Genomic DNA, 19,838 nt, shown 5'->3' on the forward strand with positions numbered 1-19,838 from the left:
GCGTCCAGGGGTGCGAAGAGTGAATGCGCGCACCCGACGGGTGCCAGAGCGCACGACAATGGTGCGAACGTGAAAGTAATTATTTCATGAGCGTTGCAATTGTTTTATGAATTGAAAGCGAGATTTTCATGCATTGACTACGCATGCCGTGGTGGTTATGGTGCATGGCAATATAAATAAGGCATTCGGCACGATTCGGTGAAGAACTGGTTAATCGATCGGATGAGTGGCCGAATGGTGCGGGCGGTCGTGAATTGTCTGCATACCGATGGAGAGGTAATCCCCATGTCCATTCTTGATGGAAAAATGGTATTTCTTTCGGCGTTTCTGATAGGCGCCATTAACGCGGCCAATGCCGGCACCGTGACGCTGTCGGGTGAGGGCGTGACGGTCCGCTACGAGGACAGGGCCGCCGAGCTGACCGGTGCGCCGTCGCTCATTGCGACCGGATTGATGACCTCGCCCGCGAGCGTCGCCGGCGTCCGCTTCGCCGCAGGGGAGCGCGGCACGGGGCTGCAGGCCTTGCCCGGCGCGGCTTCAGCGGGAGGTGTGGGCGTCGGCCGCGTGGCGTCACCGCAGTCCTTTGCCGAAGGCGCGGCCTTGAACTTCTCGCTGGGCGATGCCGCTCAGGGCGAGGGCGGCTTCGATGTGCTGCTGCTGGCCGGGCTGGCGCTTTTTGCCCTGATCGCACGCCAGCGGATTATCGCTCTGTCGCGCGCCAGCCATTCGCCGATATTCCAGTAATTCGATTGCGCATTTGGCGGGCGCATTGCGCCCCGAATTGCCGCGGTGAATGCCGGGTTCTTGATTCGTACCAATAATCGGTAAGGTCGATGTCTTCGACTGCACGTTTCGTATTTCCGGTCGTCTTTGTTTCGGCTTTCCTTCTCAATGCCTGCAGCAAGGGCGAGGCGGAAGGCAAGCCCGCGTTCGAGGTCATTGCGAAAGTGAATGAGCAGGAAATCCAGGCGAATGAACTGAGTTCCGCGCTTGCACGCAGCGCAGCGCAGGGGGTGCCGGAAGGGGCGGCGCTTGAGCGCCTGATCGATCAGGAGTTGATGGTGCAGCGGGCGCGCGAGCGCAGGCTCGATCGCGATCCGCGGGTGCTGCAGTCGTTCGAGGCGGCGCAGCGCGAGATCCTCGCTCGCGCCTACCTGGAACAGGTGACGGAGCAGATCGCGCCGCCGGGCGACGCGGAGATCGCGGCCTTCTACGCGGCGAATCCGGAGCTGTTCGCACGGCGCCGGATCTACAGCCTGCAGGAACTGGAGATCCGCATCCCGGAGGAGCGTTTCGGGGAGCTGGAGCGCCTGAGTGCGCGCGCGGAGGGCCTGCACGAGGTGAAGGAATGGCTCGCCCGCGAGCAGATCGAGTTCCGGCACGCGACGGCGGTGAAGCCGGCCGAGCAGTTGCCGCTGGAGAGCCTGAAGGGCTTCGCACGCATGAAGGACGGGCAGATGGTGCTGAGCCGCACCGGCGCCGGCGCGCTGCTGGTCCATTTGGTGACCTCGCGCGAGCAGCCGCTGGATGAAGCTGCGGCGCGGCCGATGATCGAGCGCTACCTGCTCAACGCGCGCAAGTCCGCGCTGGCGAAGGCCGAGGTGGAACGCCTGCGTGATGGCGCGCGCATCGAGTACGCGCCGGCGGCGCCTGCCGTGCAGCAGGCCGCATCGCCATCCCAATGAACAAGGAAATCCGCTCATGTTGCCGTCGAAAGTGTTCCGAATTCCCTTCCTGATCTGCCTGTTGTGCGTGCATGCGTGGGCCGCGGCCCAGGCGCCCGCGCCCGTGCCAGCGGCGGTGCCGGCGCCGGCAGCGGAGGCCTCGCGCGAGTACGTGCTGGGGGCGGGGGACATCGTGCGCATCAGCGTGTTCCAGAACCCCGACCTGACGACCGAGGGGCGGGTGTCGGAGACCGGCGCGCTGACTTTTCCGCTGATCGGCAGCGTGCCCCTGGGGGGGCGCACGGTTTCGGCCGCCGAGGCCCTGATCGCCGCGCGCCTGCGGGAGGGGGGCTTCGTGCTGCAGCCGCAGGTGACGGTGCTGCCGGTGCAGATCCGCGGCAACCAGGTCGCGGTGCTGGGGCATGTGAACAAGCCGGGCCGGTATCCGCTCGATACCTTCAACGTGCGCGTGACCGACATGCTCGCGAACGCGGGCGGGATCGCCACTGGTGGTGACGACGTGATCGTGCTGGTCGGTACGCGCGACGGCCAGCGCATCCGGCGCGAGCTGGACCTGCCGGCGCTGTTCCAGCGCGGCGATGCGGATGCGGACGTGCTGTTGTCGCCCGGCGACGTGATCTATGCGCGGCGCGCGGACGTGTTTTACATCTACGGCGAGGTGCAGAAGCCCGGCGCCTTCCGTCTCGAACGCAACATGACGGTGATGCAGGCGCTAGCGACCGGCGGTGGACCGACGCTCCGCGGGACGGTGCGCGGCCTGCGCATCCATCGCCGCGACCCGCAGGGCAGTCTCGCGGTGATCGAGCCGTCGCTGGAGGACCGCCTGCGGCCCGACGACATCATCTACGTGAAGGAAAGCCTCTTCTGAGGCGGGGGGCGACCATGAATCCCGGGCAATTCCTGCGTGTCCTGCGCGCCCGCTCCCGGCTGGCGGCGGCGGTGGCGTTCGTCGTCGTCGCGGCGGCGTTTGCGGCGAGCCTGATGCTGCCGCAGAAGTATTCGGCCGAGACGGCGCTGGTCGTCGACGCGAAATCCTCGGACCCGATTGCGGGCGGCACGATACCGTCGCAATTGATGGCGAGCCATATCGCGACCCAGGTCGACATCATCGGCTCGGAGCGCGTCGCGCTGCGCGTCGTCGAACTGGCCGGGCTCGACCGCATGCCGCAGTTCCAGGCGCAGTGGCAGGCGGCGATCGGGGAGGGGAGCGACATCGGCGGCTGGATCGATTCGGCGCTGCGCGCGGCCGGGCTCGGCGGGGTCGAATCCGCGCCGCAGTCCGAGGCGCAGCGGGACGCTGCGCCCGCGCAAACGGGCGACATCCGGGTGTGGATCGCTGCGGTGCTGCGGTCGGGCCTGGAGGTGAAGCCGGCGCGCGAGAGCAACGTGATCCGTATCCGCTATACGGCGTCTCAGCCCGAGTTCGCGGCGATGGTGGCGAATACCTTCGCCCAGGCTTACATGGAGACGGCGCTCGAGCTGAAGGTCGAGCCCGCGCGCCAGTACGCGCAGTGGTTCGACGAGCGCACGCAGGGCCTGCGCGACGAACTGGAGGCGGCGCAGAAGCGGCTGTCGGATTACCAGCAGAAGCACGGCGTCGTCTCGGCCGACGGGCGCCTGGACGTCGAGACGGCGCGGCTGGCCGAGCTGTCGACCCAGCTCGTGCAGGTGCAGGGACAGCGGGCCGACAGCCGCTCGCGCTACAGCCAGGCGGGGTCGGCCGATTCGCTGCCCGAGGTGACGCAGAACCCCTTGATCGCGAGCCTGAAGGCCGACCTGGCGCGCCGCGAGGCGGAGCGCGAGCAGCTCCGCGGCCGGCTGGGGCCGAACCACCCGGAGGTGGGCAAGCTTGCGGCGGTGATCGATTCGCTGCGCCAGCGCGTGGGCGCCGAGACGCAGCGCATCGCCGCTTCGCTGGGTACGTCGAGCCGCATCAGCGCGGCGCGCGAGGCGGAGGTGGCGGCGGCGGTCGAGGCGCAGAAGGCGCGCGTGCTGCAGCTCAAGGCGCATCGCGACCAGATCGCGGTGCTGCAGCGCGACGTCGAGGGCGCGCAGAAGGCCTACGAGCAGGTGGCGGCACGCCTGACGGCGACGAGCCTGGAAAGCCAGAGTCAACAGACCAACGTGGCGGTGCTGACGCCGGCCGCGGCGCCGATGTGGCCGTCGGGCCCGCGCCTGCTGGTCAAGCTGGCGCTGGCGTTGATGGTCGGTGTCGTGCTGGGGGTGGGCAGCGCGGTGCTGATCGAACTGATCGACCGGCGCGTCCGCGGCGAGGACGACCTCGCGGGGCTGCCGGGCATGCCGGTGCTCGGCAGCGTGCCGGGCAGCGATCACCGCGGCCGGGCTTCCCGGGCGCGCGTGATGAGTAGAACCGCAGGAGCTTACTGATCCCATGAATGCACCCATGACCCCTGCGCTCGACCCCGCGGCTGAAGCGCCGATCGGCGCGATCCTGATGGCGGCTGGGCGCCTGCGTGCCGACGAGAACGAACGCATCCTGCGCCTGCAGCGCGACCGGGGGCTGCGCTTCGGCGATGCGGCCGTCGAGTTGGGCCTCGCGAGCGAGCGCGACATCCGCTTCGCGATGGCGCGGCAGTTCGAGTACTCCTGCCTGCAGCCGGGCGAGAGCGCGGTGTCCGCCCGCGTCGTCGCGGCGTTTGATCCGTTCTCGGCCCAGACGGAGGCGCTGCGGGCGCTGCGCAGCCAGCTGATGCTGCGCTGGTTCGATCCGGCGGCCGGACGCAAGACGCTGGCGATCGTCAGCGCCGCACGCGGCGAGGGGCGCTCGTGGATGGCGGCGAACCTCGCGGTCGCCTTCTCGCAGCTGGCCCTGCGCACGCTGGTGATCGACGCCGACCTGCGCCGGCCTTCGCTGCACACCTTGTTCGGGCTGGAGAACGGCAGCGGCCTGTCCGCCCTGCTGCTCGGCCGCGCGCAGCCGGACGCGATCCGGCGCGTGCCGGAGCTGCGCTCGCTCGCGATCCTGCCCGCCGGGGTGATCCCGCCGAATCCGCAGGAGCTGCTGTCGCGCCCGACCCTGAACCGCTTGCTGCAGCAGTACGCGGCGGCTTTCGACGTCGTGATCCTCGACACCGCGGCGGGCGAGCGTTGCGCCGATGGTGTGATGGTCGCGGCGCGCGCGGGCGCGGCCCTGATGGTGGCCCGACGCAACGCCAGCCGCATGACGGCGGTGCGTCGCTACGCGCAGCGCCTGAGCGAGTCGGGCGTAGGCCTGGCCGGGTCCGTGATGAACGGGGATTGAGGCATGAGCAGACTGATCGACGACCCTGAAATTGCCGCGGCCCCACAGGTGCTGCGCCGGCAGCCCGCGCCGCTGGTGAGCGTGGTGATTCCGTCCTACAACCGCGGGCACGCGATCGGGGCGTGCATCGACAGCGTTCTCGCGCAGACGCTGGAGGATTTCGAGATCGTGGTGGTGGACGATGCCTCGACCGACGACACGCGCGCGCGCGTCGCGGCGATCGCCGATCCGCGTGTGCGCTATGTCGCGCATGCGGCCAACCGCGGCGGCGCGGCGGCGCGCAACACCGGCGCGCGGGCGGCGCGGGGGGACTTGATCGCCTTTCTCGACAGCGACGACAGCTGGTCGCCGCGCAAGCTCGAGCGGCAGATCGCCCTGCTCGGCGAGCGCGGGCCGGACTACGGCGTCGCCTACACCTGGTTCATCGGCCGCGACAAGGACGGTCGCGAGGTGTCGCGCTCGGACCACAGCCTCGACGGCAGCGTCGCAGATGCACTGCTGGTGGCGAACTACGTCGGCACCTTCTCCAGCATCGTCGTGCGGCGCGACGTGTTCGAGCGCGTGGGCGGCCTGGACGAGAGCCTCAGGAGCTGCCAGGACTGGGACCTGTCGATCCGCTTGAGCCGCGTGACGAAGATCTGCTGCGTCGAGGACTACCTCGTCGCGTATTTCCACAATGGTGCCGACAGGCATCGCATCTCGTCGAACCCGGCCTCGCTGATCCAGGGGCACCGGCGCATGCTGGAAAAGTTTGGCGACGACGTCGCACGCCTGCCGCGCGACAAGGCGGCGCAGGCACTGAAGGGCTTTCTCGACGTGTTCGCCGGGGCCGGTTCGTTTGCCGACGTCCTGCGGCTCGGGCAGCGCCTTGTCGCGACCACGCGCCGCCCGGGCGGGGCGGTGCTCTGCGCCATCGCCATGGCGCGCGCCGCCAAGCGCCGCATGACGGGGCAGTTCGGGTATTGACGTGGGCGACGTGCTGCAATCACCCCATCCTGTCGCGCTGACCGGCGCTGCGCTGATCCTGGCGCTGGCGGTCGGACTCGCGCTGCCGCTCTATGCGGATGCGATGGCGGAGAGCTATGTGCGCCTGCTGGCCTTGCCGGCGCTGCTGATGCTCGCGATTCTCTTCCTGTACGACCGGCTCATGCTGCTCGCGCTGGTGCTGCTGTTCCGCGCCGCGGGCGACCTGGTGTTCGAGAGCACGCGCGTGTCCCTGGGGGGGATTGCGATCGGCTTCGGCGGGCTGGTGAACGCCTTCGTGATCCTGATCGCGGTATTGCTGGTGGCGGCGCGGCCGGCGCGCTTTCCCCGCCGCATCGCCTCCGCCTGGGCGGCTTTCCTGGCGGTGGCGGCGGTCGGCGTGGGCATGGCGCCGGACCGCGCCGATGCGCTGCGTGGCTATCTCGGGCTGTTGTCCTACTTCGCGGTGTTCGTCAGCGCTTTCCATTTCGTGAAGGACGAGCGCGATTTCAAGGTGTGCGTGAAGCTGGTGCTGCTGTCGTCGCTGCTGCCGGCTGCCTACGGGCTGGCGGAACTGGCCGCGCACGGGCTCGGCGGCGGGCTGGAGGCATTCCGCCTGAAGAGCACCTTCAGCCATCCGAACATCTTCGCCTTCTACCTCACGCTGGTGCTGTCGCTGTCGCTGTACGCGCTGAAGAGCCCGATGGTCGCGCTGTCGCCGCTGCGGCGGGCGCTGCTGACGGCGTACGTGCCGCTCCTGCTGGGGCTGTTGCTGCTGACGCAGACGCGCAGCGCCTGGGTGGCGTGCTTCGCGATCTTCGCGCTGTACGCGCTGATGTTCGAGCGCCGCTATCTGGTCTACCTGCTGCTCGCGCCGGCGCTCGCGCTGCTGGTGCCGGGGGTGCGCGAACGCGTGCTCGACCTGGGCAGCGGCAACGAGATGGTGCAGTACGCCAAGCTCAATTCCTTCGCGTGGCGACTGCAGATCTGGGAGTACGGCCTGCGCTGGATCCGCCCGGAGAACCTGCCGCTGGGCTATGGCCTGGGGGCCTTCAAGTACTTCGCCCCGACCTTCTTCCCTTATTCAGGCGGCGTGAACTTCGGCGCGCACAACATCTACGTGCAGATCCTGTTCGAACTGGGCGCGCTCGGCCTCGCGGCCTTCGCCTGGCTGTTCGCGCGCCTGTTCGCGACGCTGCGGCGTATGGCCGCCGCCGACCGGCTGGGCGCATTCGTCGCGCTCGCGCTGGTCGTCGAGTACCTGATCATTTCCGCGTCGGACAACGTCCTCGCCTACCTCGCCTTCAACTGGTACGTGTGGTTCGTGCTCGGGGCCGCCTGCGCGGTGGTGATGAGTCGCGCCGCGCCGGACGAGGGGGCGACGCGCACCCATGGAGGCACCGCATGACCGACAACATCCACAAGCAGGCGGCCGCACGCGGCCTTCGCCCAGCATGGCTGATCGCCTGCGGGGCCGCTCTGGCACTCGCCGGCGCCGGGGCGGCGGCCCAGAACGGCACGGTGTGGGGCAGCTACGAGACCCCGTTCGCGGCGAGCTCGCCATGGAACAGCCGGCCCGTGAACCCGACCTTCGGCGAATTCGTGATCCCGAAGTCGGACTATTACCCGTCGATCGCCGAAGGCGCGTGGTCCACCGGCGTGTTCCCCGCGGGCAGCGGCGACGCGCCGGTGACCGTGGTCGGGCTGCCCAACAGCAAGGGTGTGTGGGATCCGGATGCGGGCGTCTATCGCACGGTCGACATTCCGCGCTGGCCCGAAGGGGTGATCCCGGCGAGCGCCGCGGATGGCCACGCGGACATCGTCGACCCGCTCGCCGGCATCGTCCATTCCTTCTACAAGCTGCGCCAGTCCGAAGGCCAGTGGATGGCCGCGCAGTATGCGTGGACGCGCCTCGACGGGCGCGGCTGGGGCGATCCCGCGCATTACTTCCAGGGGGCGCGGGCCGCGGCGGTGCCGACCTCCGGCGGTCTGATGCGCAAGCACGAGATCGACGACGGCCGGCCGCTGTATCGCCACGCGCTGGCGATGTCGCTCACCTACAACGCGCTGTCGGCGAATCCGACCTACGTCTTCCCGGCGACTTCGGCCGACCGTGACGCGGCGAGCACCAACACCGGGCAGATCCCCGAGGGCGCGCTCGTGATGCTGCCGCCCGAGTTCGATGTCGCAACCATCCGCACGCCGGCCGTACGCAAGGTCGCCGAGACGCTGAAGACCTATGGCGCCTATGTCGTGGACCGCAATCGCGGCACGCCCTACGTGATCTACGTCGAGAACGGTTCGGGCTTCAACCTGCACCGCGGCGGCTGGAACGCCGTGGCGGCATCCGATCTGGACCGCATCCGCCAGGGGCTGCGGCAGGTCGTCGCGGTCGATGGTTGGGTCGATGGCGACGACCGGCCGATCGAGCCGGAACGCAACCTCAACCTGCTGTCGATGCGCGGTCCGTGGTCCCGCCAGAGCGGCACGGTGTCCGGCAATTTCGAGACCTGGGCGCAGGCGCTGGTGTTCGCGCCCGCAGCAGCGTCCACGGTGATGGTGAACAGCAGCGGGCGCAGCCTGCATCCGGTTGCATGGGCAATCCCGGCTGCGGGCCAGGCCTATCGCCTGCGTGCGATCGCAACCGGCGGAGCGCGCCTGCGCCTGCAACTGCGCGACAAGGCGAGCGGCGCGACGCTGTTCGACAGCAAGGAGTTGAACAACGACGAGGTGGCCGATTTCGTCTGGCCCGGGGGTGCCGTGACGCCCGTGGTGACGGCGATCGCCGGCGCCGGCGGCGCTTCGACGGTGCGCGGCGAACTGCTGAGGACCGGCGAATGAGCGCGCCGGTGAATGTCATTCGTGGCGCAGGAGGTGCGCATGCGGCGTGATCCAGAGTGGGCCGCGGACCTGCGCCGTTACGGGGTGAGCCGCCCCTTCCTGAAGGAACAGTCGATCTGGGCGGTCGCCGTGTATCGCTTCGGCCGGCGGGTCGACGCGCGGCGCGAGGGTGTCGCGAAGCGGCTGCTGAGCGCGGGTTACTGGCTGGCATTCCGGCTGGTCGAGACCGTGGTCGGCGTGAGCCTGCCCAAGGGTGCGCGCATCGGCGGCGGCCTGCGGATCTGGCATTTCGGCGGCGTCTTCGTGCATCCGGGCGCGGTCATCGGGCGCAACTGCACGCTGCGCCAGGGCGTGACGATCGGCAATCGCCGTGAGGGCGGCCCCGCGCCGGTGATCGGCGACGAGGTCGAGTTCGGCGCCTACGCGCAGGTGCTGGGCGGCGTGCGCATCGGCAATGGATGCCGCATCGGCGCGCTGTCGGTGGTGCTGTGCGACCTGCCCGACGGCGCGACCGCAGTCGGCGCGCCGGCGCGCATCGTGGCGACACGGGCGGCGCCGCGCCCGGCCACGCAACAGGAGGTGGAGTCCGTGGCAGATGCGGAGCTTGTCGCGGAGGGCGGACGTTGAGGATCGCCTACCTGATCAACCAGTACCCCAAGGTCAGCCACAGCTTCATCCGGCGCGAGATCCTCGCGCTCGAACGGCAGGGCTTCGACGTGCTGCGCATCGCGGTGCGCGGCTGGGATGCCGAACTCGCGGATGCGGAGGACCGCCGCGAGCAGGCGCGCACGACCTATCTGCTCAAGGACGGGATGGGGGCGCTGGCGAAGGCCGTCGTGCAGGTGGCCACGCGTTCGCCGGGCCGCTTCCTTGCCGCCTTGCGCCTGGCGCTGCGCATGGGGCGGCGCGCCGACCGCGCGTGGCCGTATCACCTGATCTATCTTGCCGAGGCTTGCCGGGCACTGCCCGCCTTGCGCGAGTTCGGCGCGCGCCACGTGCATGCGCATTTCGGCACCAATCCGGCCGAGGTCGCGATGCTGATCGAGGTGCTCGCGGGCGTGCCGTACAGCTTCACCGTGCATGGCCCGGAAGAGTTCGACAAGCCGGGCTTCCTCGGCACCGGGGAGAAGATCCGGCGCTCGGCCTTCGTCGTCGCGATCAGTTCCTTCGGCCGCAGCCAGCTGTTCCGCTGGGCCGCGCATCGCGACTGGCGTCGCGTCAAGGTCGTGCATTGCGGACTGGAGCCGGCGTTCCACGACGTGCCGCCGGCCCCCGCGCCGGCCGCGCCGCGCCTGGTGTGCGTCGGGCGCCTGTGCGAGCAGAAGGGCCAGCTGCTGCTGGTCGAGGCGCTGGCGCAGTTGGCGGCCAAGGGCATCGCCTTCGAGATGGTGCTGGCCGGCGACGGCGAGTTGCGCGGCGAGATCGAAGCCCTCATCGCCCGCAGCGGCCTGCGGGAGCAGGTGCGCATCACGGGCTGGATCGACGGTGGCCGGGTCCGCGAGGAGATCCTGGCGGCGCGCGCGCTGGTGCTGCCGAGTTTCGCGGAAGGCTTGCCGGTCGTGATCATGGAGGCGCTGGCCTTGCGCCGGCCGGTTGCGACCACCTACGTCGCGGGCATCCCGGAACTCGTGCGCCCGCAGGAGAACGGCTGGCTGTTTCCCGCCGGCTCGGTCGATACGCTCGCGGCCGTGCTCGAAACGGTGCTCGCCACTCCGCCCGCGGAACTCCAACGCATGGGCGAGGCCGGCCGCAGGCGCGTGCTCGAACGCCACGACTCGGACCGCGAGGCGGCGAAGCTGGCCCGCTACTTCGAGGAGGCCTGCGCGTGAGCGCCGCGGCCATGTTACTGGCGGCCGTCGCCGCGCTACTGCTCGTGCCCGTCGGCCTGTTGCTGCTGCAGATCCTTGTCGCGCTGCCGCCACGCCGGACCCCGCCAGCCAGGAGTACGCCGCGTCCGCGCCTGGCCGTGCTGGTCCCGGCGCACGACGAGGCGCTCGGCATCGCCGCGACCGTCGGCGGCATCCGCGCGCAGCTGCGCGAGGGGGACCGGGTCGTCGTCGTCGCCGACAACTGCAGCGACGACACCGCGGCGCGCGCGGGCGCAGCGGGTGCCGAAGTGATCGTGCGCGACGAGCCGCTGCGCCGCGGCAAGGGCTACGCGCTCGATTTCGGCATGCGCCACCTCGCGGCCGCGCCGCCGCAGGCCGTCGCGATCGTCGACGCCGACTGCCGTCTCGGCGAAGCCGCGCTCGACTGCCTCGCACGCACCTGTGCCGCGACCGGGCGCCCCGTGCAGGGCTTGTACCTGATGCATGCGCCCGCCGGCGCCGGGCTCAAGACGCGTATCGCCGAGTTCGCCTGGGCGATCAAGAATTACCTGCGTCCGCTCGGCTATGCGCGACTGGGGCTGCCGTGCCAGCTGATGGGCTCCGGCATGGTCTTCCCGTGGGCGACGCTGCGCGCCGCCGATCTCGCGAGCGGCCATATCGTCGAGGACCTCAAGCTGGGGCTGGATCTCACGCGGGCAGGGCATCCGCCGCTGTTCTGTCCCGACGCGCGGGTGTCCAGCGTGTTCCCGCGCTCCGCCGAAGGGGTGCGCTCGCAGCGCACGCGCTGGGAGCACGGTCACCTCGCGATGATCGTCGGCGAGGCCCCGCGCCTGTTGCTGGCGGCGCTCGCCCGCCGCGAGCTGCGCCTCACGGCTCTGGTGCTCGACCTGTGCGTGCCGCCGCTGGCCCTGCTGACGCTCGCCGTGTTCGCGGTGTGGGTGGCCGCCGGCGTGCTGGCCGTGGCGGGCGGGGGCGTGCTGCCCTTCGCGTTGGCCGCGGCGGCCGGCGCGCTGCTCGGCGTGGTCGTGCTGCTCGGCTGGCTCGGCTGCGGCCGCCGTATCGTTTCCTTCGCGGATCTTGTCCGCGCGCCGCTGTATGCGCTGTCGAAGATCCCGCTCTACCTGCGCTTCCTCGTCCGCCGCCAGGTCGACTGGGTGCGCTCTCGCAGGGACGCATCATGAATCCGCCCACCGTCGTGCAGGCGCGCTGGACCCAGGTCCTGCGCCATCTCCGCACCATTCCCTCGCAAGACGACGCGGCACGGCTCGCAGATGAGCTGGTCGCGGGCCGTCAGCCGCGCATGCTCGCCTTCGTCAATGCCCACGCGATGAACTCCGCCGTCGGAGATTTCGACTTCTACAAGGCGCTGTGCGATGCCGACGTGCTGCTGCGCGACGGCTCCGGCATGGCGATGCTGTTCCGCATGCTGGGCGGCGAGCCCGGCCTCGACATGAACGGCACCGATTTCATCCCGCGCCTGCTCGAAACCTATCGCGGCCGGCGCGTCGCGCTGTGGGGCACGCGCGAGCCCTGGCTCGCGGCCGCGGCCGAGCGCTGCCGCAGCGAGTTCGGCGTCGAGCTGGTGTCGTGCGAGAACGGCTTCCACCCGCCGGCGCACTACTGCGACGAGGTGCGACGCACCCGGCCCGAGCTGATCGTGCTCGGCATGGGCATGCCCAAGCAGGAGCGCGTCGCCCGCCTCGTGCGTGCCACCGCGCAGGGCGCGCCGCTGATCGTGTGCGGCGGCGCGATCATCGATTTCCTCGGCGGCAAGGTCCGGCGCGCCCCGCGCTGGGTGCGTCGCGTGGGGATCGAATGGGCGTATCGCCTGCTGCTCGAACCGCGCCGCCTGTTTCATCGCTACGTCATCGGCAATCCGCTGTTCATGCTGAGGGCATGGCGCTGCCGTGCGGCCTGGGCACGATGAGTCGCGCAGCCGGAACCGGCCGGCGTATCGGGGCGGCCGTCCTGTGCGCCGCGCTGGCCTTCATCGCCCTCGAAACAGCACTGCAGGTGCGCTCGCAGCTGCGCTTCGGGCAGAGCGTGTTCAACGCCCTGCGGGGCGAGACGCGCTACGTCGAGGACGAGCGCACCGGGCTCAAGCTGTTGCGCCCCAACCGCGTGTTCCCCGGCCGGGAGGTCGAGATCCGGACCAACAGCCTGGGCCTGCGCAGCCCCGAGGTCTTGCCCCGGCGCGAACCGGGCAGCCTGCGCGTCGCCGTGGTCGGCGCCTCGACGGTCATGGGCGAGCTCGCGCGGCACAACGACGGGACCTTTCCCGCGCTGCTCGGCGAGCGCCTGCGGGCGCGCTATCCGCAGCGCAAGGTCGAGGTCGTGAATGCCGGCATCTCGGGTTACCGCCTCGCCGACCAGCTGCGCATGCTGGCGGAGATCGTGCTGCCGCTGAAGCCCGATCTCGTCATCGTCTATCCCGGCTTCAACGACTTCGCCGACTATTGCCGCGACGGGGCGCCCGCGCCCGCCGCCCTGCGCCAGGGCCTGCCGCTCGTGAGCCTGCCGGGCTGGCTGCTCACCGTCGACACCGTGCGGCGCCACACCGTGTTCCTGCGCGCGGGCCTGCCGGGGCGCAAGACCCTGCGTGACCCGCAGGCGGTCGACCTCGCCCCCTACCGTGCGCGGCTCGAACGCCTGGTCGCCGTGGCGCGCGACGCCGCGGTCCCGCTGCTGCTCGCGACCAACGCGCGCGCCTATCGCCCCGAGCAGCCGGTGGAGGAGCAGATGCGCCTGTCCGAGCAGGCGCGCTACTTCAACCCATGTTTCGACCTCGCCGGCCTCAACGCGCTCTACGACCGCCACAACGCCGAGATCCTCGACGCCGGCCGCCGCCTCGGCGTGCCGGTGCTGCCGCTGCATGAGCGCATCCCCGGCGGACGCGAGTACTTCGCCGACGCCAGCCACTTCACCTCGGCGGGCGAGCGGCTCGCGGCGGACGCGATCTTCGCCTACCTCGTGCGCCGCGGCCTGCCCGGCGCCTGACCCGCGATGTCCTTCCAGTCCCTGCATTTCCTGTTGTTCCTGTGTGCCGCGTTTGCGCTGAACCGGCATTTCCTGCGTCGCCCCGACGCGCGCAAGAACGTGCTGCTCGCCGCCAGCTACTACTTCTACATGTGCTGGGACTGGCGCTATGCCGGCCTGCTGCTGCTGATGAGCGCGGTGAACTTCGTCGCCGGCCGCAGGATCCACGACAGCGCCGACGCGCGCGCCCGCAAGCTGTGGCTCGCCTTCGCGCTCGGCGTCTCGCTCGGCGTGCTGGCCTGCTTCAAGTACGCGAACTTCTTCATCGACAGCGCCGCGCGCCTCGCCGCCTCCTTCGGCTTCGAGGCGGATCTACCCGTGCTGCAACTGCTGCTGCCGGTCGGCATCTCCTTCTTCACCTTCCAGAGCCTCTCCTACACGCTCGACATCTTCCGCGGCCGCGAGCGCCCGACCGACAGCTTCCGCGACTTCGCGCTCTTCGTCGCCTTCTTCCCGACCGTGCTGTCCGGCCCGATCACGCGTGCGCGCCAGTTCCTGCCGCAGCTCGAACAGCCGCTGCCCGACAGCCGCGAGCGTGCCGAGGAGGGGCTGGTGCTCATCCTGCGCGGCTTCGTGAAGAAGATGGCCTTCGCCGACGTGCTCGCCGTGCATCTGGTGAACCCCGCCTTCGCATCGCCGGCGGACTACTCGCCGCTCTTCCTCCTCGTCGCCGTGTATGCCTTCAGCTTCCAGCTCTATATGGACCTCTCCGGCTACACCGACATCGCGCGCGGCGTCGCCAAGCTCCTCGGCTTCGAGCTGCCGACCAACTTCGACCGCCCCTACCGGGCGACCAGCGTGTCGAACTTCTGGCAGCGCTGGCACACCTCGATGTCGGGCTTCTTCCGCGACTACCTGTACTTCGGCATCGGCGGCTCGCAACGCGGCAACGTGTATGTGAATCTCTACGTCACCTTCATCGCGATCGGGTGCTGGCACGGCGCGGGCTGGAACTTCGTGCTCTACGGCGTCATCCACGGCAGCTGCGTGTGCTTCGATCGCTGGCGCCGCGGCCGGCGCGCCGCGCGCGGGCTGCCGGCCGAACCGCAGGGCCTTGCGGCGCGCCTCGTCGCGATGTTCGTGACCTTCCACATCGTCGCGCTGTCGCGGATCCTGTTCCGCGCGCCCGACCTCGACGGCGCCGCCGCCTATGTTGCGGCGATGCTGCAGCCCGTCAGTGCCGTGCCGGCGGCCCCCTTCACCGCCGTCGGTATCGCGACGCTGCTCCTAGCGGCGCTGCTGCACACCCTGCCGCCGCGTCTTTTCGAGCACGCCGCCCGCGGCTACCTGCGCGCGCCGGTCGTGCTGCAGGGCGGGGCGCTCGCCGGCCTCGCGCTCGTCCTGCTGGCCTTCTCCTCGGGCGGGGCCTCCTTCATCTACTTCCAGTTCTGAGCCCGCAACCGGGCCCAGCCGAACACCTCCGGAGATTCGCCTCGATGGGAGCCAGTTTTGTGATCGACGACATGCAGACCCCGATCCGCGTGCTGCAGTCGCTGCGGCAGCAGGCCGACGACAACCCGTACGTGAAGCAGGTCGTCGCGGCGGTGTCGGCCCACGCGGAGGTCGCGTGGTTCTCGTGGCGGACCGCGCTGTTCGGCCGCTACGACGTGCTGCACGTGCATTGGCCGGAATTCCTGCTGCGCGCGCCCGAACGCAGCCGGGGGTTGCAATACGCGCTCTTCCTCGCGCTGATCGCGCGTACCGCACTGTCGCGCCGCCCGATCGTGCGCACGCTGCACAACCTCGAGCCGCACGAAGGCGCCAACCGTGTCGAGCGCTTCCTGCTGGAACTCCTCGACCGCCACACGCGCATGTGGATCCGCCTCAACCCCGTCACCGCCGAGCGCGCGCCGCAGACCGCGACCATCCTGCACGGCCATTACCGCGACTGGTTCGCGCGCTTCGACGTCCCCGACAGCGTGCCGGGCCGCCTGCTGTACTTCGGCCTGATTCGGCCCTACAAGGGCGTCGAAACCCTGCTCGACGCCTTCCTCGGTCTCGACCCCGACCTCGTTCCGGAAGCCGAGCTGCGCATCGTCGGGCATGCCTCGTCCGCAGCGCTGCGCGACCGCATCGTCGATGCCTGCAATGCCGACGCGCGCGTCGGTGCGCTGCTGAGCTACGTGGACGACGGTACGCTCGCGACCGAGATCGGCCAGGCCGAGCTCGTCGTGCTGCCCTTCCGCCGCATGCTCAACTCGGGTTCGCTGCTGCTCGCGCTGTCGCTCAACCGCCCGGTCCTGGTGCCGCGCAACGAGGCGAACGAGGCGTTGGCCGAGGAGGTCGGTCCCGGCTGGGTGTACCTGTACGACGGCGAGCTCGACGGCGATGTGCTGCTCGGCGCGCTGTGGCAGGTCAGGAACGTCCCGCGCACGCCGATGCCCGACTTCTCGCGCCGCGAATGGGCCGACGCCGGCGATCGCCACTACCGCGCCTACCTTGCCGCCCTCCGCGGCGAGGCGGTCGAGGCCTGAATGAGCGGCGACAACGGTTCCGTGGCGGCGCCCGCTGTGGCCCCGGCAGTCCCGCGCCTGGGTCAGCTCGCCGCGCGCGGCGCGCTCCGCACGATGGGCGGCCAAGCGTGCAAGATCCTGCTGCAGTTCGGCGGCATCGTCGTGCTCGCCCGCCTACTTTCGCCGGGCGACTACGGCCTGCTCGCGATGGTCGCCGCGATCGTCGGGGTCGGCGAGGTGCTGCGCGACTTCGGCCTGTCTTCGGCCGCGGTGCAGGCGCGCAGCGTCTCGGTCCGGCAGCGCAGCAACCTCTTCTGGATCAACGCCGGCATCGGCCTGCTGCTCGCGCTTGCCGTGGCCGCCGCCGCACCGGCCATTGCCGCGTTCTACGCGCAGCCGGCCCTGCAGCCGATCGCGCAGGCGCTCGCGCCGACCTTCCTCATCAACGGGCTGGCGACGCAATACCGCGCCCAGCTCAACCGCGACATGCGCTTCGGCCGGCTCGCCGTCGCCGACGTGGGCGGGCAGGCGTTCGGGCTGGCCGCCGGCGTCACGCTCGCCTTGCGCGGCCACGGCCACTGGGCGCTCGTCGCCCAACAGCTCGTCCAGGCTTGCGCGACGCTTCTCCTACTCGTCGCGACGACCGGCTGGCGGCCGGGGCTGCCGCGTCGCGACGCCGCCATGGGCGAATTCCTGCGCTACGGCGGCAACCTGATGAGCACGCAGCTCGTCGTCTATCTCAGCCGCAACATCGACGCGTTGATCATCGGTCAGCGCTTCGGCGCCGAGCTGCTGGGCCTGTACAACCGCGCCGCCCAGCTCCTGGCGCTGCCGCTCAACCAGCTGAACGCGCCGGCGACCTCGATCGCGCTGCCGGTGCTGTCCCGGCTGCGCGACGATCCCGCGCGCTACGACCGCTTCCTGCTGCATGGGCAGTCCGTGATGCTGCACGTCACGGTCGCAGTCTTCGCCTTCGCCGGCGCGCAGGCCGAACCGCTGATCCTGCTCGTGCTCGGCCCCCAGTGGGCGCCCGCCGTGCCGATCTTCCAGATCCTCGCGATCGGCGGCGTATTCCAGGCCGCCTCGCAGGCGAGCTACTGGGTCTTCCTGTCGAAGGGGCTCACCGCCTCGAACCTGCGCTTCACGCTCGTCTCCCGCCTGTTGCTGATCGCCGCCATCGTCTTCGGCGCGCAATGGGGCGCGCAGGGCGTCGCGGCGGCCTTTGCGGTCGGCGTCGCTCTGGGCTGGCTCGGCGGCCTCGTGTGGCTGCGCGCCTCGGGTGCGCCGGTCGGCGCGATGGGGCGCAACGGCCTGCGCGTGATGTTCGCCTACGGCCTGTGTGGCCTGGTGTCCGCTGCGACCGCGCTGCAGTGGGGGGGCTCGCTCGTCGGGCGCCTCGCGCTCGGCACCGCCGCGATGCTCGCCGCCTTCCTGCTGCTCGTCGCGCTGTGGCCGGCCTTCCGCCGCAGCCTCATGGACATCCTGCGCAGCCGCAGCCTGCTGCGTGCGGGCTGAACGCTGCCGACGCGCGCCGCTCTCCACCCGACTCGAAACCCCCCGACCGAAACGATGCTCACACGAATCCGATCCCTGCTCGAACCCGCGCCCAAGCCGCAGACGCCCGTCGCCGCGCCGCTGCCCTACCGTCACGTCGAACTGTTCCACTGGCGGCCTGCGGACGGCAGCGTGAACTTCGGCGACCACCTGTCGCACGTCGTCGTCTCGCGCGTGCTGGGCCAGCGCGGCCTCACGCTCGACGACCAGGTCGAGCACTCCGGCCGCCTGCTCGCGATCGGCTCCGTGCTGCACTTCGCGCAGGACGACGACGTCGTGTGGGGGTCGGGCGTCAACGGCAAAGTGCCCGAATCCGCCTTCACCGCGCGGCGCCTCGACATCCGTGCGGTGCGCGGCCCGCTCAGCGAGGAATTCCTGCGCAGCCGCGGTCACCGCGTGCCGATGGTGTATGGCGACCCGGCCCTGCTGGTGCCCCATCTCTTCGGCGGTCGCTTCCGCCCGAGCGCGGAGAAGGCGCAGGTCTTCGTCCCCAACCTGCACGACCTCAGGCTCGTTGCCGGCCGGCCCGACGTGGTGTCGCCGCTCGCGGGCTGGAACACAGTGATCGCCGAGATCCTCAAGGCGCGCCTGGTGCTCGCCAGCTCGTTGCACGGCCTCGTCATCGCCGAGGCCTTCGGCATCCCGGCGCGCTACGTGCGCCTCAGCGAGACCGAGAACCTGTTCAAGTATCGCGACTACTACTACGGCACCGGGCGCACCGACTTCGAATACGCGCGCTCCATCCCCCAGGCGCTGGAGATGGGCGGCATGCCCGCCTTCGACTTCGACCCGCGGCCGCTCCTCGATGCGTTCCCGTGGGACCTGTGGCGCTGAGCCGGCCCCCGCAGGGCGGATAAAGAAATGAATTCCGGACAACAGGGAGAAACCCCATGAAACTCACCGTCATCGGCACCGGCTACGTCGGCCTCGTCTCCGGCGCCTGCCTCGCCGACGTGGGCAACGACGTGCTGTGCCTGGACGTCGACGCCGCCAAGATCCGCATCCTCGAGGAGGGCGGCATCCCGATCCACGAGCCCGGCCTGCTCGAGATCGTGCGACGCAACGTCGAGGCCGGGCGCCTCGCCTTCACGACCGACGCCGAGCGCGCCGCACGCCACGGCGAGATCCAGTTCATCGCCGTCGGCACCCCGCCCGACGAAGACGGCTCCGCCGACCTGCAGTACGTGCTCGCCGCCGCACGCGCCATCGGCCGCCACATGGACGGCTACCGCGTGATCGTCGACAAATCCACGGTCCCCGTCGGCACCGGCGACAAGGTGCGCGCCGCGATCGCCGGCGAACTCGCCGCGCGTGGCGTCGATCTGCCCTTCTCGGTCGTCTCCAACCCCGAGTTCCTCAAGGAAGGCGCCGCGGTGGACGATTTCATGCGTCCCGACCGCATCGTCGTCGGTGCCGACGACGAGCGCGCTATCGCGCTGATGCGCCGGCTCTACGCCCCCTTCCAGCGCAAGCACGACAAGCTCGTGTTCATGGACGTGCGCTCGGCCGAACTGACGAAGTACGCCGCCAACGCGATGCTCGCGACGCGCATCAGCTTCATGAACGAACTCGCGAACCTCGCCGAGGCGCTCGGCGCCGACATCGAGCTCGTGCGCCAGGGCATCGGCTCCGACCCGCGCATCGGTTGGCACTTCCTCTACGCCGGCTGCGGCTACGGCGGCTCGTGCTTCCCCAAGGACGTCAAGGCGCTGATCCGCAGCGCCTCCGAGCACGGCCGCGAGCTCAAGGTGCTCACCGCGGTCGAGGCCGCGAACGGCGCGCAGAAGCACGTGCTGGTCGACAAGATCGTGCGCCGCTTCGGCGAGGACCTCTCCGGCCGCCGCTTCGCGCTGTGGGGCCTCGCCTTCAAGCCCGACACCGACGACATGCGCGACGCCCCCAGCCGCGTACTGATCGACGAGCTCTTCCGCCGCGGCGCGCGCATCACCGCCTACGACCCCGTGGCGATGGGCGAAGCGGAACGCATCTTCGGCGACGAGCCGCGCCTCGCCTACGCCGGCCGGCCGAAGAGCGCACTCGAAGGGGCCGACGCGCTCGTGATCGTCACCGAGTGGAAGGAATTCCGCAGCCCCGACTTCGAAGCGATCCGCAGCCGCCTGCGCCAGCCGGTGATCTTCGACGGCCGCAACATGTACGAACCCGGGCGCATGCGCGACGAAGGCATCGAGTACTTCGGCATCGGGCGCGCCTGAGC

The 19,838-nt window shown here is 70.3% G+C and carries 18 protein-coding genes; all 18 read left to right on the forward strand.

The features are described 5' to 3' along the window. Positions 1-285: 285 nt before the first annotated feature. The 18 genes from ToN1_RS16875 (at position 286) to ToN1_RS16960 (ending at position 19,836) form a co-directional block, all read left to right on the forward strand. Entirely contained in the window at positions 286-744 is a 459-nt protein-coding gene (locus ToN1_RS16875) for a hypothetical protein (protein ID WP_169204474.1), read from the forward strand. 89 nt (positions 745-833) lie between these two features. Then, positions 834-1,685, forward strand: a complete 852-nt coding sequence (locus ToN1_RS16880) for an EpsD family peptidyl-prolyl cis-trans isomerase (protein ID WP_169204475.1) — start codon at positions 834-836, stop codon at positions 1,683-1,685. Between the two features lie 16 nt (positions 1,686-1,701). After that, positions 1,702-2,553, forward strand: a complete 852-nt coding sequence (epsE, locus tag ToN1_RS16885) for a polysaccharide export protein EpsE (protein WP_210147844.1) — start codon at positions 1,702-1,704, stop codon at positions 2,551-2,553. Positions 2,554-2,567: 14 nt separating this feature from the next. Next, the gene (gene epsF, locus ToN1_RS16890) at positions 2,568-4,073 is read left to right on the forward strand and encodes a chain length determinant protein EpsF (RefSeq protein WP_169204476.1); all 1,506 of its coding nucleotides are present in this window, start codon (positions 2,568-2,570) and stop codon (positions 4,071-4,073) included. 4 nt (positions 4,074-4,077) lie between these two features. Next, complete coding sequence (epsG, locus tag ToN1_RS16895) at positions 4,078-4,947, forward strand: chain length determinant protein tyrosine kinase EpsG (RefSeq protein ID WP_169204477.1); 870 nt, start codon at positions 4,078-4,080, stop codon at positions 4,945-4,947. Between the two features lie 3 nt (positions 4,948-4,950). After that, positions 4,951-5,913 carry a glycosyltransferase family 2 protein gene (locus ToN1_RS16900; RefSeq protein WP_169204478.1) on the forward strand — a complete coding sequence of 321 codons (963 nt, stop codon included), beginning with the start codon at positions 4,951-4,953 and terminating at the stop codon, positions 5,911-5,913. 10 nt (positions 5,914-5,923) lie between these two features. After that, on the forward strand, positions 5,924-7,318 hold the full coding sequence (locus ToN1_RS16905; RefSeq protein WP_244860810.1) for an O-antigen ligase family protein: 1,395 nt from the start codon (positions 5,924-5,926) through the stop codon (positions 7,316-7,318). Then, positions 7,315-8,751 (forward strand): Atrophin-1 multi-domain protein, encoded by a 1,437-nt coding sequence (locus tag ToN1_RS16910; protein ID WP_210147845.1) that lies wholly within the window; start codon positions 7,315-7,317, stop codon positions 8,749-8,751. Before ToN1_RS16905 ends, ToN1_RS16910 begins: the two co-directional genes overlap by 4 nt. A gap of 39 nt (positions 8,752-8,790) precedes the next feature. Continuing rightward, a complete protein-coding gene (locus tag ToN1_RS16915; RefSeq protein WP_169204480.1) occupies positions 8,791-9,378 on the forward strand; it encodes a serine acetyltransferase in 588 nt (195 codons plus the stop codon). After that, complete coding sequence (locus tag ToN1_RS16920; protein WP_169204481.1) at positions 9,375-10,580, forward strand: glycosyltransferase; 1,206 nt, start codon at positions 9,375-9,377, stop codon at positions 10,578-10,580. The genes ToN1_RS16915 and ToN1_RS16920 overlap by 4 nt, the downstream gene beginning before the upstream one ends. Beyond that, positions 10,577-11,761 carry a glycosyltransferase family 2 protein gene (locus ToN1_RS16925; protein WP_244860811.1) on the forward strand — a complete coding sequence of 395 codons (1,185 nt, stop codon included), beginning with the start codon at positions 10,577-10,579 and terminating at the stop codon, positions 11,759-11,761. Before ToN1_RS16920 ends, ToN1_RS16925 begins: the two co-directional genes overlap by 4 nt. Beyond that, complete coding sequence (locus ToN1_RS16930) at positions 11,758-12,507, forward strand: WecB/TagA/CpsF family glycosyltransferase (RefSeq protein WP_169204482.1); 750 nt, start codon at positions 11,758-11,760, stop codon at positions 12,505-12,507. The genes ToN1_RS16925 and ToN1_RS16930 overlap by 4 nt, the downstream gene beginning before the upstream one ends. Continuing rightward, complete coding sequence (locus ToN1_RS16935; protein ID WP_169204483.1) at positions 12,504-13,577, forward strand: SGNH/GDSL hydrolase family protein; 1,074 nt, start codon at positions 12,504-12,506, stop codon at positions 13,575-13,577. Before ToN1_RS16930 ends, ToN1_RS16935 begins: the two co-directional genes overlap by 4 nt. A 6-nt stretch (positions 13,578-13,583) precedes the next feature. After that, a complete protein-coding gene (locus ToN1_RS16940) occupies positions 13,584-15,008 on the forward strand; it encodes an MBOAT family O-acyltransferase (RefSeq protein WP_169204484.1) in 1,425 nt (474 codons plus the stop codon). 44 nt (positions 15,009-15,052) lie between these two features. Then, the gene (locus tag ToN1_RS16945) at positions 15,053-16,090 is read left to right on the forward strand and encodes a glycosyltransferase (RefSeq protein ID WP_210147846.1); all 1,038 of its coding nucleotides are present in this window, start codon (positions 15,053-15,055) and stop codon (positions 16,088-16,090) included. Beyond that, entirely contained in the window at positions 16,091-17,584 is a 1,494-nt protein-coding gene (locus ToN1_RS16950) for a lipopolysaccharide biosynthesis protein (RefSeq protein ID WP_169204485.1), read from the forward strand. Between the two features lie 54 nt (positions 17,585-17,638). Continuing rightward, positions 17,639-18,457 carry a polysaccharide pyruvyl transferase family protein gene (locus tag ToN1_RS16955; RefSeq protein WP_169204486.1) on the forward strand — a complete coding sequence of 273 codons (819 nt, stop codon included), beginning with the start codon at positions 17,639-17,641 and terminating at the stop codon, positions 18,455-18,457. 56 nt (positions 18,458-18,513) lie between these two features. Then, on the forward strand, positions 18,514-19,836 hold the full coding sequence (locus tag ToN1_RS16960; RefSeq protein WP_169204487.1) for a UDP-glucose dehydrogenase family protein: 1,323 nt from the start codon (positions 18,514-18,516) through the stop codon (positions 19,834-19,836). Positions 19,837-19,838: the final 2 nt, after the last annotated feature.

It is taken from the genome of Aromatoleum petrolei, assembly GCF_017894385.1.
Classification (GTDB): domain Bacteria; phylum Pseudomonadota; class Gammaproteobacteria; order Burkholderiales; family Rhodocyclaceae; genus Aromatoleum; species Aromatoleum petrolei.

Excerpts from the sequence above, each read along its gene's own strand:
- epsF (WP_169204476.1), top strand. The coding sequence starts at position 2,568 with ATGAATCCCGGGCAATTCCTGCGTGTCCTGCGCGCCCGCTCCCGGCTG.
- ToN1_RS16875 (WP_169204474.1), top strand. The coding sequence starts at position 286 with ATGTCCATTCTTGATGGAAAAATGGTATTTCTTTCGGCGTTTCTGATA.
- ToN1_RS16940 (WP_169204484.1), top strand. The coding sequence starts at position 13,584 with ATGTCCTTCCAGTCCCTGCATTTCCTGTTGTTCCTGTGTGCCGCGTTT.
- ToN1_RS16900 (WP_169204478.1), top strand. The coding sequence starts at position 4,951 with ATGAGCAGACTGATCGACGACCCTGAAATTGCCGCGGCCCCACAGGTG.
- epsE (WP_210147844.1), top strand. The coding sequence starts at position 1,702 with ATGTTGCCGTCGAAAGTGTTCCGAATTCCCTTCCTGATCTGCCTGTTG.
- ToN1_RS16930 (WP_169204482.1), top strand. The coding sequence starts at position 11,758 with ATGAATCCGCCCACCGTCGTGCAGGCGCGCTGGACCCAGGTCCTGCGC.
- ToN1_RS16950 (WP_169204485.1), top strand. The coding sequence starts at position 16,091 with ATGAGCGGCGACAACGGTTCCGTGGCGGCGCCCGCTGTGGCCCCGGCA.
- ToN1_RS16910 (WP_210147845.1), top strand. The coding sequence starts at position 7,315 with ATGACCGACAACATCCACAAGCAGGCGGCCGCACGCGGCCTTCGCCCA.
- epsG (WP_169204477.1), top strand. The coding sequence starts at position 4,078 with ATGAATGCACCCATGACCCCTGCGCTCGACCCCGCGGCTGAAGCGCCG.
- ToN1_RS16935 (WP_169204483.1), top strand. The coding sequence starts at position 12,504 with ATGAGTCGCGCAGCCGGAACCGGCCGGCGTATCGGGGCGGCCGTCCTG.
- ToN1_RS16945 (WP_210147846.1), top strand. The coding sequence starts at position 15,053 with ATGGGAGCCAGTTTTGTGATCGACGACATGCAGACCCCGATCCGCGTG.
- ToN1_RS16880 (WP_169204475.1), top strand. The coding sequence starts at position 834 with ATGTCTTCGACTGCACGTTTCGTATTTCCGGTCGTCTTTGTTTCGGCT.
- ToN1_RS16960 (WP_169204487.1), top strand. The coding sequence starts at position 18,514 with ATGAAACTCACCGTCATCGGCACCGGCTACGTCGGCCTCGTCTCCGGC.
- ToN1_RS16955 (WP_169204486.1), top strand. The coding sequence starts at position 17,639 with ATGCTCACACGAATCCGATCCCTGCTCGAACCCGCGCCCAAGCCGCAG.
- ToN1_RS16915 (WP_169204480.1), top strand. The coding sequence starts at position 8,791 with ATGCGGCGTGATCCAGAGTGGGCCGCGGACCTGCGCCGTTACGGGGTG.